This window comes from Enterobacter sp. S-33 (genome assembly GCF_028735835.1).
Classification (GTDB): domain Bacteria; phylum Pseudomonadota; class Gammaproteobacteria; order Enterobacterales; family Enterobacteriaceae; genus Enterobacter; species Enterobacter vonholyi.
Window position 1 is genome coordinate 2,871,030 of the sequence record NZ_CP117838.1, and the last position, 14,232, is coordinate 2,885,261.

The 14,232-nt window shown below is 57.5% G+C and carries 11 protein-coding genes; 2 read left to right on the plus strand and 9 right to left on the minus strand.

Going from position 1 to position 14,232, the window contains the following annotated elements:
* The first annotated feature begins 2 nt into the window (after window positions 1-2).
* Both PUP35_RS13645 and PUP35_RS13650 read left to right on the plus strand, forming a co-directional pair.
* Window positions 3-2,543: a fimbria/pilus outer membrane usher protein gene (locus PUP35_RS13645; RefSeq protein WP_274240234.1), complete on the plus strand. Its 2,541-nt coding sequence runs from the start codon at window positions 3-5 to the stop codon at window positions 2,541-2,543.
* A gap of 91 nt (window positions 2,544-2,634) precedes the next feature.
* Window positions 2,635-3,714, plus strand: coding sequence for a fimbrial protein (locus PUP35_RS13650; protein WP_274240237.1), 1,080 nt, complete (start codon window positions 2,635-2,637; stop codon window positions 3,712-3,714).
* Between the two features lie 48 nt (window positions 3,715-3,762).
* Here the strand turns inward: PUP35_RS13650 and cheZ are convergent, their stop codons facing one another.
* The 9 genes from cheZ to PUP35_RS13695 all read right to left on the minus strand — a co-directional run bounded on the left by cheZ (window position 3,763) and on the right by PUP35_RS13695 (window position 14,229).
* A complete protein-coding gene (gene cheZ / locus PUP35_RS13655) occupies window positions 3,763-4,407 on the minus strand; it encodes a protein phosphatase CheZ (RefSeq protein ID WP_111964828.1) in 645 nt (214 codons plus the stop codon).
* A gap of 10 nt (window positions 4,408-4,417) precedes the next feature.
* The gene (gene cheY / locus PUP35_RS13660; protein ID WP_008500431.1) at window positions 4,418-4,807 is read right to left on the minus strand and encodes a chemotaxis response regulator CheY; all 390 of its coding nucleotides are present in this window, start codon (window positions 4,805-4,807) and stop codon (window positions 4,418-4,420) included.
* Window positions 4,808-4,824: 17 nt separating this feature from the next.
* Window positions 4,825-5,874: a protein-glutamate methylesterase/protein-glutamine glutaminase gene (locus PUP35_RS13665; protein WP_008500430.1), complete on the minus strand. Its 1,050-nt coding sequence runs from the start codon at window positions 5,872-5,874 to the stop codon at window positions 4,825-4,827.
* Window positions 5,871-6,737: a protein-glutamate O-methyltransferase CheR gene (gene cheR / locus PUP35_RS13670; RefSeq protein WP_008500429.1), complete on the minus strand. Its 867-nt coding sequence runs from the start codon at window positions 6,735-6,737 to the stop codon at window positions 5,871-5,873. Before cheR ends, PUP35_RS13665 begins: the two co-directional genes overlap by 4 nt.
* A gap of 19 nt (window positions 6,738-6,756) precedes the next feature.
* Window positions 6,757-8,358: a methyl-accepting chemotaxis protein IV gene (gene tap / locus PUP35_RS13675; protein ID WP_033145869.1), complete on the minus strand. Its 1,602-nt coding sequence runs from the start codon at window positions 8,356-8,358 to the stop codon at window positions 6,757-6,759.
* A 44-nt stretch (window positions 8,359-8,402) separates the two neighbouring features.
* Complete coding sequence (gene tar / locus PUP35_RS13680; RefSeq protein WP_274240242.1) at window positions 8,403-10,070, minus strand: methyl-accepting chemotaxis protein II; 1,668 nt, start codon at window positions 10,068-10,070, stop codon at window positions 8,403-8,405.
* Between the two features lie 84 nt (window positions 10,071-10,154).
* On the minus strand, window positions 10,155-11,117 hold the full coding sequence (locus PUP35_RS13685) for a Csu type fimbrial protein (protein ID WP_274240243.1): 963 nt from the start codon (window positions 11,115-11,117) through the stop codon (window positions 10,155-10,157).
* Window positions 11,114-13,498, minus strand: coding sequence for a fimbria/pilus outer membrane usher protein (locus PUP35_RS13690; protein WP_274240244.1), 2,385 nt, complete (start codon window positions 13,496-13,498; stop codon window positions 11,114-11,116). Before PUP35_RS13690 ends, PUP35_RS13685 begins: the two co-directional genes overlap by 4 nt.
* Window positions 13,474-14,229 (minus strand): fimbrial biogenesis chaperone, encoded by a 756-nt coding sequence (locus PUP35_RS13695; RefSeq protein ID WP_111964833.1) that lies wholly within the window; start codon window positions 14,227-14,229, stop codon window positions 13,474-13,476. The genes PUP35_RS13690 and PUP35_RS13695 overlap by 25 nt, the downstream gene beginning before the upstream one ends.
* Between the last annotated feature and the right edge of the window lie 3 nt (window positions 14,230-14,232).

Below are 14,232 nucleotides of genomic sequence, written 5' to 3' on the forward strand. Positions count from 1 at the left end.
CGATGATGACAGGACGTAATGATTTGTCATACGTGCGGCTCTTCAGAACGAATCCGCTTCTTCGCTGCCTTGGCGGTATTTTGCTCTTCGCAAGCGTCTCGACGCTGGCCCGTGAGTATCGTTTTTCTCCCTCATCGCTTGAAGGGAATATGCTGGCCCGGCAGGATATCGACCTTTCACTCTTTTCAAAGTCGAATGCTCAGCTACCCGGCACCTATTCTTCACGAGTGCAGGTGAACGAGCGCCGCCTGAGCAACACCAATATCGCTTACGTCAGCTCCTCGGAAGGGGCACTGATACCGCAGCTCACCCCGGATATGCTGCGGACATGGGGGATTGCTATTGACCGTTATCCCGCCTTGCTTACATTACCCGCCAATAAGGCTTTGCCTAAAGATATAGGCAACTATATCCCCCAGGCCTCTGCGCGGCTTGATTTTTCCACCATGACATTAGCGTTGAGTATTCCTCAGGCCGCGCTAAGTGGTACCGGTCGCGATTACATCGATCCCTCGCGCTGGGACGATGGTGTCCCTGTGTTGTTCAGTGACTATGCTTTTTCAGGATCAATAAATAAGGACAGCGGCGACGGTAGCGCCACCAATCAGTATCTGAATTTGCGCACCGGCGCCAACCTGGGTGGCTGGAGAGCGCGCAACTATTCAACGTGGAGCAATTCGGATAATGAAAACCTGTGGGAAAACATCAATACCTTCCTGCAGCATGACGTTGACGCCCTCAAGGCGCAGTTCACAGCCGGAGAAAGCAACACGCGGGGCGATGTATTTGATAGCTTACAGTACCGAGGCGTCAACCTTGCGTCGGATGAAGAGATGCTTCCCTATAGCCAACGCGGCTATGCCCCTGTCATACGCGGCAACGCCAGTTCAAATGCGGAAGTCTCGGTGCGCCAGAATGGCTATCTCATCTATCAGCAAAATGTCGCGCCGGGAGCGTTCGAGATCAACGATCTCTACTCCACTACCAACAGCGGCGATCTGGACGTTACGGTGAAAGAGGCTGACGGCACCGAGCATCACTTTACGCAGCCCTATTCCAGTATCGCGGTTATGCTGCGGCCTGGGCGTATGAAGTACGAAATTACGGCAGGCCGTTATCGTGCTGAAAGCGGGAGCGACCAAAAGGAGCCCGACTTCTTCCAGGGAAGTATGATTTACGGCTTAAATAATCTTCTCACCTGGTTTGGGGGGCTGACGCTCTCGAAAGACTATAACGCAGCCAATACAGGTACCGGTCTGGCACTCGGACCGCTGGGCTCACTGTCGGCTGACGTTACCATGGCCGACACCCGGCTAGACGATAAGAGCCAGCATGCCGGCCAGTCATGGCGTTTGCTTTATACCGGTAAACTGGATTCGACCGATACCAACTTCAGCCTCGGCAGCTACCGATACAGCAGCCGCGGATATTACAGCTTCGCTGACGCCAACCAAAAGCGTGAAGGCCACGAAGACGATCTGCTGTTTCGTTACAATAAACGCAACCGCATTCAGGGCAGCGTCAGCCAAAGCGTTGCTGGGGCGAGTCTGTATCTTAACGGTTATCAGCAGGATTATTGGGGCACATCTAAAAAAGAGCGCAGCCTGTCGGTTGGATTTAATACCGTCGTTGCCGGCACGAGTTATCACATGGCCTATACGTACAGCAAAACCAACGACGAAGAGCCTGACAGGATGGTCTCTTTGGGATTTAGCATTCCTCTCGCCAGATGGCTACCACGCGCCTGGAGTAGCTATAACATCAGCAATACTAAAAATGGCTATACGCGGCAAAACGTGGGCCTCAGCGGCACGCTGCTCGACGACGAGCGTTTGAGCTACTCGTTACAGCAGAGCCATTCCAACCACGACGGGGATGATATCAGCAGCGTCTATGGCAGCTACCACTCGCAATACGCGAACCTGACCGCAGGCTATTACACCTCCACCGATGACACTCAGCAGCTTAACTATGGCATTAGCGGCGGTATTGTTGCCCATCCACAGGGCGTCACGCTGACTCAACCTTTAGGCAGCCAGTTTGCTATCGTGAACGCCAACAACGCGCCCGACGTCCGTTTCCTGAACCAGCGTGGTATTAAGACCGACTGGCAGGGTAACGCAGTCATTCCATCGCTCACTCCGTATCAGGAGAACAATATTCGTATTGATACCTCGAGCCTGCCGGAAAATGTGGACAGCAGTGATACCGCCATCACCGTGATTCCCTCGCGCAACGCGGCGGTGCTGGCCAGATTTGACGCACACACAGGCTACAGGATGCTGGTCACCCTGAAGCGTCCAAACGGCCTCCCCGTTCCGTTCGGCGCTATCGCGACCAGTAGCGCCCCGGTGATGAGCGGCATCGTCGATGATACCGGCACCGTCTATCTGGCAGGCCTTGGAGAGACCGCACAGCTCACCGTGAAATGGGGCAACGGCACAGGGCAACAGTGCCGCGCCAGCATTACGCAACAGTCAACTAACCAAACCGAAAGCCCTAACGGTATTCGCTCGGTTAGCGAGCTTTGTCAGCAGGAATAAGGACATGAGAACTATATTCAAAAAACAGGCCGTCTGGGCTTCCCTGGCCACGGCATTGAGCCTAACCACAGCCAGCCCGTGCAGGGGTGCCGTGACTATACTTCATAACTGCTTCGGTGCACCGCAAACCTACACCACTTCGTTCGATCATGAGTTTTCGTCCAGCGAAAATATTGCCAATCATGACTATGATGTGCCAAATCATCTGGTCGGCAATGGCCCGGTGATAGTTGCCAACTGCGACTGTCCCGGAAATATGTTTTCTTCGAGCATGGTCTATGAAAAAACGTTTGCCGGGAGCCCTCTGAGTCCGGGTACAAACGGTTACGGCTATTTGACCGAAAAGATCGATGCCGATATCACCGCCTACGCTGACGCAATCAACTCTCCGGACGGCAATTCTTTGACCCCGTTAGCTATCAATGAATACCCGACGACCCGAGGTAATATGCGTAGCACTACCGAGAGTGCACTCGCCAAAACGGAAGGAGATGCCAACGTTTGCAGTAGTAGCACCCAGCCCAGCAACGCCGCTGCAATAAAGCGTAATTTCCGCTGGAACGTCGTTGCTATTATGCTTCACATTAAAAAACCCATCCTGGGTCAGGAGGTGATCCCTTCGATGATTGTCGCGCAAAACTATGCCTGTCTTTATTTCGGCACGGGGGGAAGCTGCGATCCCGGGCTGGCAGACCAGGTTTCTGATATCTGGTTTAGCGGCACGCTTTCTGCGCCGCTAAGCTGCACCATCAACGCAGGCAGCACCATTGAGGTTGAGTTCGGCGGCATTGTCAGCAAGCAATTCGTCAGCAAGGGGCAACCGCCAAAACGATATGCCCTCAAAAACGTCGATATTGCCTATCATTGTGATGATAACGCAGTGGGAAACACGGATCGGATAAAACTTACGCTCACAGCAGATCAGGGCGTGGCGGATAGCAGTACGCCGTATATTGCAAAACTTCTGGAAAGGGACGATCTCGGGGTCCGTGTATATGATGAAAACAGTCAAAACGTCGCGCTGGATGGTACCTATGAGTTTCCGGTGACAATGGACGAGCAGGGAAACGGAGTGGTCAAAATTCAGGCCGCGCCGGTTGGCACGACTAATGTCCCCCCTGCCCCGGGCCATTTTGAAGGTAACGTGACAGTGAAGATGGATCTTCGCTAATCGAAATACCCTCAGGTTGACGCCGCAGCCTGAGGGTAATCAGAACAATCAGAAGCCGAGGCTGTCCAGCAGGTCGTCTACCTGATCCTGGCTTGCCACAACGCCTGCCTTGGTGGCGTCGAGCTGTGGACCATTGAGCAGGCTTTCGTTCTCACGTTTTGGACGGGCTGCAGGTTCCGGAATGTTCTCCAGCAGAACCATCAGCAGCTGACGCTCAATCTCCTGGATAACATCCATCATGCGCTTGATGACCTGACCGGTCAGGTCCTGGAAATCCTGCGCCATCATGATGTCCAGCAGCTGGGCGTTGGTGAAGCTGGTGTGGCCCGGCACATCGCCCAGGTACTGACGAGTATCCGTCACCAGCTCGCGGGCATCAGCCAGCTCGATAGGATTTTCAAACCACTCGTCCCAGCGTTTGCTCAGGGCTTTCGCCCCCTTTTCCATCGCATCCTGGTGCGGCTGTGATGCTTCAACGCTGTTCAGCGCACGTTCCGCGGCCTGAGCGGTCATCTGCACGACATAGTCCAGACGATCGCGGGCATCAGGAATCGCTTCCGCCGCTTCGGCAATTGCCTGATCCAGACCCAGCTCGCGCAGGCTGTCACGCAGCATGCGCGTCAGGCTGCCGATGCGGACGATGATATCGCTCGGCGAGTGTTCTTCAACGGGTTTCATAGCAGGTTGCAACATTTCCATCACCTCACATGCCGAGTTTCTCGAAGATCTTACCGAGCTTCTCTTCCAGGGTTGCCGCGGTGAATGGCTTCACCACATAGCCGCTTGCGCCCGCCTGTGCAGCGGCAATGATGTTCTCTTTTTTCGCTTCTGCAGTGACCATCAGAACCGGCATAGAGGCCATTCCCGCATCGGCACGAATGGTTTTCAGCAGTTCCAGACCGTCCATGTTTGGCATGTTCCAGTCGGAGATAACAAACCCAAACCCGCCAGCCTGCAGTTTGTTCAGCGCATCAACGCCATCTTCTGCTTCTTCAACGTTGTTGAAGCCCAGCTCTTTCAGCAGGTTGCGTACGATGCGACGCATGGTGGAAAAGTCATCCACAACCAAAAACTTAAGCTCTTTATCCGCCATAAAATAATACTCCTGAGTCAAATACGTATTGCCTGTCCGGCACTGATTTTCGCCAGCATCTGCTGGCTTACCTGGCTAAGATCGACCACTTCGCTCACGCCACCCATATTGATGGCCTCGCGCGGCATGCCGAACACCACACAACTTGCTTCATTCTGCGCAATCGTCCAGGCGCCAGCCTGGTGCATTGCAAGCATTCCGGCGGCACCGTCGTTGCCCATCCCCGTCAGGATCACCCCAACGGCGTTGCGCCCCGCATGTTTCGCCACCGAATGAAACAGCACATCCACCGACGGACGGTGCCGGTTGACCGGCGGTCCGTCATGAATTTTGATTTGATAGTTAGCGCCGCTGCGCGCCAGCTCCATATGCTTGTCGCCCGGCGCTATATAGGCATGCCCCGGGAGCACGCGCTCGCCGTCTTCCGCCTCTTTCACGCTGATCTGGCACAGCTTGTTCAGGCGTTCGGCGAACGAACGGGTAAACCCAGGCGGCATATGCTGAGTGATCAGAATACCCGGACTTGAAAGCGGCAATGGCTGGAGTACATGACGAATTGCCTCTGTTCCTCCGGTTGACGCCCCAATGACCAGCAGTTTTTCCGAGCTGAGTAATGGACCGGCCTTCAGGGTCGCCGGCGCGGCCATCGGCGTGTGGGCGGCAAGCTTCGCACGCGACGCGGTGCGGATCTTCTCGGCGATCATCTCGCTGTAGGCCAGCATCCCTTCGCGAATGCCGAGCTGCGGCTTGGTGACAAAATCCACCGCCCCCAGCTCCAGCGCGCGCAGGGTGATTTCCGATCCTTTCCCGGTCAGGGAGGAGACCATCACCACCGGCATAGGCCGCAGCCGCATTAATTTTTCGAGGAAATCGATGCCATCCATGCGCGGCATCTCGACATCCAGCGTTAGCACATCGGGGTTATATTTTTTAATTAAATCCCGCGCTACTAGCGGATCGGGCGCGGTTGCCACCATCTCCATGTCGCTGTGGCTATTGATAATTTCAGTCATGATCTGACGCATCAGCGCTGAATCATCGACAGACAACACCCTGATTTTACTCATGCTTTTTCCTTACTCAGCGCATATACCGTTTGCCCACGCAGGCTAAACTCACGCACGAGGTTGCTGAAGTTTTCCGAGTGCCCGGCAAACAGTAAACCGTCAGGCTTGAGCAACGGAACAAACCGACGCAGAATGTCCTGTTGCGTCGTTTTATCAAAATAGATCATGACGTTACGGCAAAAAATGGCGTCGAACGGCCCCGGCACGTTGTACTGCTTATCCAGCAGGTTAACGGGCGCGAATTCGACGCAGTTCGCCAGCTCCTGGCGTACGCGCACCAGGCCTTCATGCGGGCCCGTCCCGCGCATGAAATAACGCTGCAGCTGCTGCGGCGACAGCGTTTTCAGTTCATCCTGGCGATAAACGCCGTTACGCGCCTTCTCCAGCACTTCAGTATCGATATCGCTGGCGTAGACCTTCCAGCGTCCCGGCGCCATTCCCAGCGTATCGGCAAGGGTGATCGCCAGCGAGTACGGCTCTTCACCCGTCGAGGCGGCCGCACTCCAGACGCGATACTCCCCGGTGCGACGGCGCGCATGCTCGGCCAGAACCGGGAAGTGGTGAGCTTCACGGAAAAACGCCGTCAGGTTGGTGGTTAACGAGTTAATAAAAGCCTGCCACTCGGCGCTGTTCTGGTTCGCCTCGAGCATGCTCAGATAGCGGCCAAAATCATCCAGCCCCAGCGTACGCAAGCGCCGCACCAGACGGTTGTAGACCATGTCCCGCTTATGATCCGCAAGCACGATCCCCGCACGCTGGTAGATTAATTGACATATCCGACGAAAATGCGCGTCGGACAGCGCGAGGCGCTGTGTCATCTGCAACAATAATGACGTTTGCCCAGGGGGCATTGGTGATGTCATAGCGCCTTCTTAATTACATTCAGGATACAACTGGCACGGCCTGCGACCGCCCGACTTCTGTTACTGCTTCAACGTGCTCTTTCACATTAAATACCGCGACCAGTCCGGTCAGACGATCCGCCTGGCTGGCCAGCTGATCGGTTGCCGCTGCCGCTTCCTCAACTAACGAGGCGTTCTGTTGCGTCACCTGATCCATCTGGCTGACCGCCTGGGCTACCTGCTCAATGCCGCGACGCTGTTCATCCGACGCCGAGGCAATTTCGCCCATAATGTCGTTAACCCGCGTCACGGAGGTGACGATCTCGTGCATGGTTTTCGCCGCCGTATCCACAAGCGTTGAGCCCTGCTGAACGCGCGAGACCGACTCTTCGATCAGGACCTTGATTTCTTTCGCCGCGTTGGCGCTGCGGCTCGCCAGGTTACGCACTTCACCCGCCACCACCGCAAACCCGCGCCCCTGCTCCCCGGCACGCGCCGCTTCCACAGCGGCATTCAGCGCCAGAATGTTGGTCTGGAATGCAATACCGTCAATCACGCTGATGATGTCACCAATTTTCTGTGAACTGGTGGCGATCTCCTGCATGGTGCTGGCGACATGGGACGCCTGGTCACCGCCTTTCTTCGCCGTCATCGCCGCCTGTTTTGACAGGTCAGACGCCTGACGCGCGTTATCGGCGTTCTGGCTTACCGTCGCCGTCAGCTGCTCCATGCTGGCCGCCGTCTGCGCCAGCGAGGCCGCCTGCTGCTCTGTGCGGGATGAGAGATCGTTGTTACCTGCCGCAATCTCTGAGATCCCGGTGTGCATGGCATAGCTGCCCTGCCGCACGTCGCTCACCGTTTCCCGCAGCGATCCCTGCATCGCCTTCAGGCTGGCAAAGATCGCCGAAATTTCGTTTTTACCGAACACCGCCACAGGACGCGCCAGGTCGCCTTTTGCAATACTGTCGAAGTGGCTGCTGATAATCGCCAGCGGCTGCACAATCATTCTGCGCGACCAGAGCAGCGCCCCGCCGGTCAGCAACCCTGCCAGAATCACCACCACGGCGAAGATGACGCCCGACATGTGATAGCTTTGACGGCTCTGGTCACCGGCACGCTGTACAGACTGGTTAATATCCTGCTGCCAGGCGTTAAAGCTGCCGTCAAACGCTGCCTGAGACGCCTGGACCGGTGCGGTCATAAAGTCCGACAGCTGGTTGTTCTCAAGCCACGTCGCCTGGTGGTCCAGATCGCTGTACCACTGCTCAAAGTTCGTCTTCATGGCGGCCTTCAGCGCTTTCTCTTTCTCGCTGTCGGCGGCCTGCGCCGTAAAGGCTTTAAACTGTGCGTCAGCCTGTTTCAGGCTGTCGCGCGCGGTGGCCATCAGCGCTTTAATGTCATCCGGCGGATAGCTCAGCGCGGTTAAGGTTCCCGCCTTGTTCAGCGCAGTGCTTGCCTGCAACAGCACGGCACGCGTTTGTGCCAGTGCGGAGCGCTGCTGATTACTCGCCTCAACTTCCTGCAAATTCTGATAGCCATCGCGAAACGCCCAAAAAGACAACCCGTTACTGCCAACCTGCAACACACCGCAAAGGATCAGAATCAAAAACAGTGTGGTCGAGATACGAATACGATTTAACATCCACGCTCCCATCAAGCGGCAAGCAGCCGCGGTTTAATTGTCAGTCAAAATGTTTCCCAGTTTTCATCTTGTCCGGTCGTCGCGGTACGCGTACGGAGTGCAGCCTGTTCAGCGACTGGCGCGCGGTACGTCGCCTGCGGGGTGACCGTGTTTCCAGCGAGTGAAGCGAGACGAAACGCCGAGACGGCCATCTTCAGACGGCTCGCCTGGTCTTCCAGGGCAGCGGCCGCCGCAGCGGACTCCTGCACCAGCGCGGCGTTTTGCTGTGTCACGCGATCCATTTCCGATACCGCCAGGGCAACCTGGTCGATACCACGGCTCTGCTCATCAGACGCAGAGGCGATTTCCCCCATGATGTCCGTCACGCGGGTAACGGCATTCACGATGTCATTCATGGTCTCCCCGGCGCTTTCCACCAGCACGGAGCCGGTATCCACGCGGGAGACAGAGTCTTCAATCAGCGACTTGATCTCTTTTGCCGCGTTGGCGCTGCGGCTGGCCAGGTTGCGCACTTCCCCGGCCACCACGGCAAACCCGCGCCCCTGTTCGCCCGCTCGCGCCGCTTCCACGGCGGCGTTCAGCGCCAGAATGTTGGTCTGGAAGGCAATGCCGTCGATAACGCTGATGATGTCGGCGATTTTCTTCGAGCTATCGGCGATTTCGTGCATGGTTTTCACCACGCCATCCACCACGCGTCCGCCGCGCTGCGCCGTCTCGGAGGCGCTTTCTGCCAGCTGAGACGCCTGGCGAGCGTTATCGGCGTTCTGCTTCACGGTCGCGGTGAGCTGCTCCATGCTGGCGGCCGTCTCTTCCAGGGCGGAAGCCTGCTGTTCGGTACGGGATGAGAGATCGTTATTCCCCATCGCAATTTCGCTGGTGCCGGTGTAGATAGCCTCCGACCCGTTACGCACGTTGGCGACGGTTTCGATTAACGAACGCTGCATATGGTCAACGCTGTTTGCCAGCTCGGTGATCTCATTGCGCCCGGAAACGGTCAGCGTTTTAGTCAGATCGCCTCCGGCAATTTCACGAATGTGGGCAATGACGCGCCCAAGAGGATTCAGCAGAATATGGCGAATGCCGTACCAGACCGCGACCAGCACGATGACCAGCGCCAGCGCCATTACGGCCATCTGCCATTTCGCAAAGCGGTAGTCATTCTGACTTGCCGTAAAGGCCGAGTGATAGAGATCGCCACTGGCCTTCGCGTATTCCCCCAGCGCCGCGCCGAGTGCGTTTTGCATCCCCTGCGTCGGCTGCGCGAAATAGGCGTCCATATTTCCGCTCTCCAGGAACTGAATGAGCTCTGTCAGACCGGTATGGTAGGCATTGTATTTTTCATCGATATTCTGGCTCACCTGCTCCATAGCAGGCTGCGGGGCGATCTTTTTGAAGGCGTCGTAATGTTTCGCGGCGTCAGCAAGGGTGGCACGGGCATTTTTCAACAGATCGGTTTTCGCGCTGCTCTGCTGATTGTTAGGGTCCATCATCATGCGCGCGGACGAGCGGCTCAGGTTGATACGCGTTTGCAGCATCAGATCCCACGTCGACGTGAGTTCACTCTGCTGCAGGCGGAGATCGTTCGAGGCCGCGAAGCTGTCCTGGTTCTGTTTTAATGACGAGAAAAAAAGCCCGCCGGAGATGAGCTGAAGAAGTGCGAAAATGACCAGCACCATCATGAGCATTGTGACAACGCGGATACGGTTCAACATACAACACCTTCTCATAGATTTATTAACGGTGTTATCGGCACAGCTCACAGGAACTTTACATTTGCGAAAGGGAAAAGCGCGGGGTTAAAACGCCACGTCGACAATCAGCGTGTCGGTGTAGGTTCCGGCAGGAGGCGTGGCCTGACTGGTCAGGACTTTCGCGGTGTAGTTGTAGGTGCGCAGTAAACCGTCGGCACTTACCTGCGACGACGTCGCGCTGGACCAGCGCTCGCTGCCGCTGCCGCCCCAGCGGTTACCGGTGGCTTCCTTATAGATGTCGTAGCTCATGGCGTTACTGCCGCTCACCATGCGCCGCACGTTGTTCAGCGCGTTGGCACCGTTATTAATGCCGATGGTATACGTACTGCCTTTGGTACAGGTGACGGCAATCGCCTGCGAGACGGTAGGGAAACTTTGCACCAGCGGCGCGCTGTTGAAGTTCACATCTGGCGTGGTCATGGCGCTGCAGTCGTTGGTGACGGTCATATCTAACAGGATGGTGGTTGTCGCGGTACCCGTCTGATTGATTGAGCAAAGGCCGAGCGCGCCCACGGAGCAGACGCTGTAGTTAACGCTGAAGGATAACTGCACCTGATATGGCCCGGCAGTCACGTTTTGCCCGGCGACGGTGCGGAAATAAAGTGGAATGTTGTACTGCTTTGACCCCAGCAACCCCAGAAGGGTATTCCCGCTCCAGGTATATGATTTACTTATCTGTACCTCGCTGCTGCTCGCGCACCCCGATAGCCCGCACAGCCGGGTGGGGATCACGTCGGTGATGGCCGCATTATCCGTGCGTTTCATGGTGGCCCGACTGTTGCCCGAAACCGATGCCGCGGTGTAGGTCAGCGTTACCGAGTCGCTGGTCAGCAGATTCAACACGGCATCGCAGGCCACCACCAGCGTGCCGGTGGTTTGAACTTCCCCGGTTCCGCTGAGCGAGAACGAAGTGACGCTGCCAAACGACGCATTAACCGTACTGACGGTACACGCCGCCCAGCCGCCGCCGGAGAAAAGCAGCAGGATCAACAGCAGCAGGCGCGTCATGGCTCCTCCCGACAAATCAGCGGCCCGTAGGTTTTTAGCTTGTGCTCCGGATTGGCCCCCACGGTTAGGGTGGCCTTGCAGCGTTTTCCGTCAGGTGCGATCACCTCGAGCGGGTTCACATCGCTGAGGTTTTCCAGCCATGCGATGCCGTCATACCCCACCACCGCATTGCTGCGCGAGACGCGTCGGACCAGGCTTCCCACCGGCAGCGCCTGGCCGCGCGCATCATGCAAAATGACGCTTGCCACCCGCTCCTGCTCCATCGGGAAATCGACCAGATAGCCGCTGTGGCGGCGGATCGCTATCCGCCGTTCGGTCTCTTTCAGACGGGTATCCGCCGGCAGATTCAGGGTATCAATCCGGTAGCTTGCCGGATAATACGCCGACACCCCGCTGATCAGCAGGTAGCCATTATTATTGGTTTTACCGACGGGCTGGTTCTCATAGCTGACGGGCACATCCGGGTGGCCGTCGGTACTGATAACCACAAATGCATCGTTGATCTTATTCGCTGCAAACAGCTCGCCGTCCATCAGCACAATTGCGCCCATCGCCTCGCCCCACCAGGTCATGGTGTCCCTTTCGCCATAGCCGCCGCCCTGCAGCTCTATGTTGTTATTGCGCCAGCCCAGCGTAGCCTGTTGATAATCGCTGGATCTTGACTGGTTGGCCCAGGCCATGTTCCAGCTGAAACCGCCGTCAGAAGGCATAGAGTGGTTGTAGTTAATGCGCTGGGTACTGCCGGCATCCGGGGTATTTTCAACGGTGACGGCAGCGCTGTCGCGTGCCCCCAGCGGCACCTGCAGCGACAGCGCGACCGTCCAGTCTCCCCGCTGCTGGTCCCGGCTGCCGGCCAGGTAAATGCTGCTCGCCCCCCACAGGTTGCGGCTCCAGGAGAGATTGAGCAGCTCGGTTTTCTGACTGTCAAAACTCTCCACGCCGATCCAGGCCGCGCCGATGTTGCCGTACTGTCCCAGGTTGAAGGTCAGAGAATACTGGTCCGTATTGCGGCTGAAGCTGGCGATGGGTTTATTGTTCTCGTCATACACCGTCGGCTGGTCGTAGAGGGCCAGATTGCCAAAGCCGCGGTCACGGCGCGTGTGTTGAGTGGCGACGCTAAATTCGCTGGTACTGTACTGGTAACCCCAGTTGATTTGCCCGCCCGCATCCCCGCGCATGCGGCTCTGCGAGTAAGAGGTATTTACCACGCCAAACTGGCCGAGTTTTATTACCGTTCCCGCGCCACCCAGCGCCAGCTCCTGCGCCCCTTCTGCATGCCCTTCCAGCGTTAGCCAGTCCGTCACCCCGTAGCGATACGAGCCGCTGCCTGCCGCCGAGCCGTAGTCAAAATTCTTGATACCGTAATTACGCCGCAGGCTGCCGAACGTCACGGCGCCGTCGCTCAGCCCTTTTTTAAGCAAGTCGCTGGTGACGTAAAACGGGAGCGTGGTGCTGACCTGGCGTCCCAGCGCATCCGTTGTGACCAGAACCGCATCCCCGGCGCCGTTGATATAGGGTAAATTAGTCAGGGTGAAGGGGCCGGGCTGAAGCTGGGTCGAACCGGAGCGATAGCCGTTGATAAAAAGATCGACCGAGGTAGGTACCGCGGCTTCCCCTGCGAACTCGGGCAGCGGCCACGTCACCAGGTCAGGTCGCAGGGAGAAATCCCGCCCTACGCTTACGCCCCCCATCCGCACGCTGGAGCTCCAGCTCAGGGCATCGCTGATCACGTCCCCGACGCTCCAGCTCATCGCGTCATCTTCGTGAGTGAACAGCAGGGTCGTATCATAGCGGACATACCCTTCCTGCTGGCCGTCATTACCGGTGAAATTTTCCCGCGCGTAACCGGTGGAGGAAAACGAGCCGTTCTCGTTGAAGTAGCGGAACTCATGCCAGAGCGACGCCTGACCGCCGATATGCTCCGCGTGGTTAGTGTAGAGATCGTAATTCAGCAGCGCCCCGCGGCCAAAGTGCGGTTTGGCCTGCGCCGTTTGCCCGCTAAAAGACGTCACGCGGGCCGTCACCCAGTCACGGGGCACGGTCAGCAGCAGGCGCTGCGCGGCGCTGTCATACTCGACCCGAACCTGAGCAAGCGAGGAGAGATTCACCTCTCCGGTAGGAACATGCGCCGGGGGCAGCCCCGCGCGCAGCAAATCGGCGCTTGAGATAAAGAAAGCGCCTTTACGCTGCGTTACGGGCACGACCAGACCGGTATCGTAGTGGTTCAGCACGAGGGCAAGCTGGAAAACCGCTTCATCATTTATCGTCTGCGCCTGCGGAGGCGGCGGCAAACTGTCGTCGCCGGGCTCGGCCAGGGTCGCGGAACTGACGCAAAGCAGTATCATCATCGCCGGCTTCAGTTGACGGGCGTCGACTGCCATTGTGCGTCCCTGGCATTAATCTGTGCGCTCATCCGCTCTGGCTGACGAACGCCAGCGGGTATGGGCCAGCTGCGGGTGCTGCCCGGGAGGACGTAACCCAGTAGTCCTTCCGCTACCGTGCGTTTCTGCCCTCCCTGCTCCAGCGTCACCTGGCTCAGCCTGACATGGACATCCCCCCGATTTCTGACCTCCAGCACAGGCTGCCCCTCCGCGCGCGTCACACGCCAGCTCAGGTTTTGGGGTTCCGCCAGCGCGTGATGCGCGCCCTCTTTCATGGTTCGGATCCCCTGTCCATACACGAACAGAGGGATGGAGTAACGCATCTGCAATTTGAGGCCGATGGCGGGTTCGGCTTTTGCATCAGGCTGGGGGATTTCATCCACGATAATGCGGTAAGCCTGTTCGACGCCCGCGGGAACCGCAGCCTGTTTGATAAGGCGAATAAGCTGCTTGCTGCCTGTGCCAATCGTGACGATGGGCGGGCTGGCGACCACGTCCTGCTGCGAGGTATATCGCTCGTGTCCGTCCTCCTGCTTCCAGCGCACGATGCGGACCTGCATCGTCGTGGCGCTGTTTCCCTGGTTCTGGATCCACAGTTCAGTGGCGTTGGCGTCCGCTGCAAGCCACGGGTCGATAGGCCAGAGCAGAATGGTGGCTGCCGCCTGCGCCTGGCCGGCAACCGCCATTCCCAACGCGCCCGCCAGACAAACGGGTCTGAAAAATGGCTTCATCAA

What these genes read in the sequence shown, in the direction of transcription:
- PUP35_RS13645 (WP_274240234.1), top strand. Translation starts at nt 3, where the DNA reads ATGATGACAGGACGTAATGATTTGTCATACGTGCGGCTCTTCAGAACG.
- cheZ (WP_111964828.1), bottom strand. Translation starts at nt 4,407, where the DNA reads ATGTTGCAACCTGCTATGAAACCCGTTGAAGAACACTCGCCGAGCGAT.
- cheY (WP_008500431.1), bottom strand. Translation starts at nt 4,807, where the DNA reads ATGGCGGATAAAGAGCTTAAGTTTTTGGTTGTGGATGACTTTTCCACC.
- PUP35_RS13665 (WP_008500430.1), bottom strand. Translation starts at nt 5,874, where the DNA reads ATGAGTAAAATCAGGGTGTTGTCTGTCGATGATTCAGCGCTGATGCGT.
- cheR (WP_008500429.1), bottom strand. Translation starts at nt 6,737, where the DNA reads ATGACATCACCAATGCCCCCTGGGCAAACGTCATTATTGTTGCAGATG.
- tap (WP_033145869.1), bottom strand. Translation starts at nt 8,358, where the DNA reads ATGTTAAATCGTATTCGTATCTCGACCACACTGTTTTTGATTCTGATC.
- tar (WP_274240242.1), bottom strand. Translation starts at nt 10,070, where the DNA reads ATGTTGAACCGTATCCGCGTTGTCACAATGCTCATGATGGTGCTGGTC.
- PUP35_RS13685 (WP_274240243.1), bottom strand. Translation starts at nt 11,117, where the DNA reads ATGACGCGCCTGCTGCTGTTGATCCTGCTGCTTTTCTCCGGCGGCGGC.
- PUP35_RS13690 (WP_274240244.1), bottom strand. Translation starts at nt 13,498, where the DNA reads ATGGCAGTCGACGCCCGTCAACTGAAGCCGGCGATGATGATACTGCTT.
- PUP35_RS13695 (WP_111964833.1), bottom strand. Translation starts at nt 14,229, where the DNA reads ATGAAGCCATTTTTCAGACCCGTTTGTCTGGCGGGCGCGTTGGGAATG.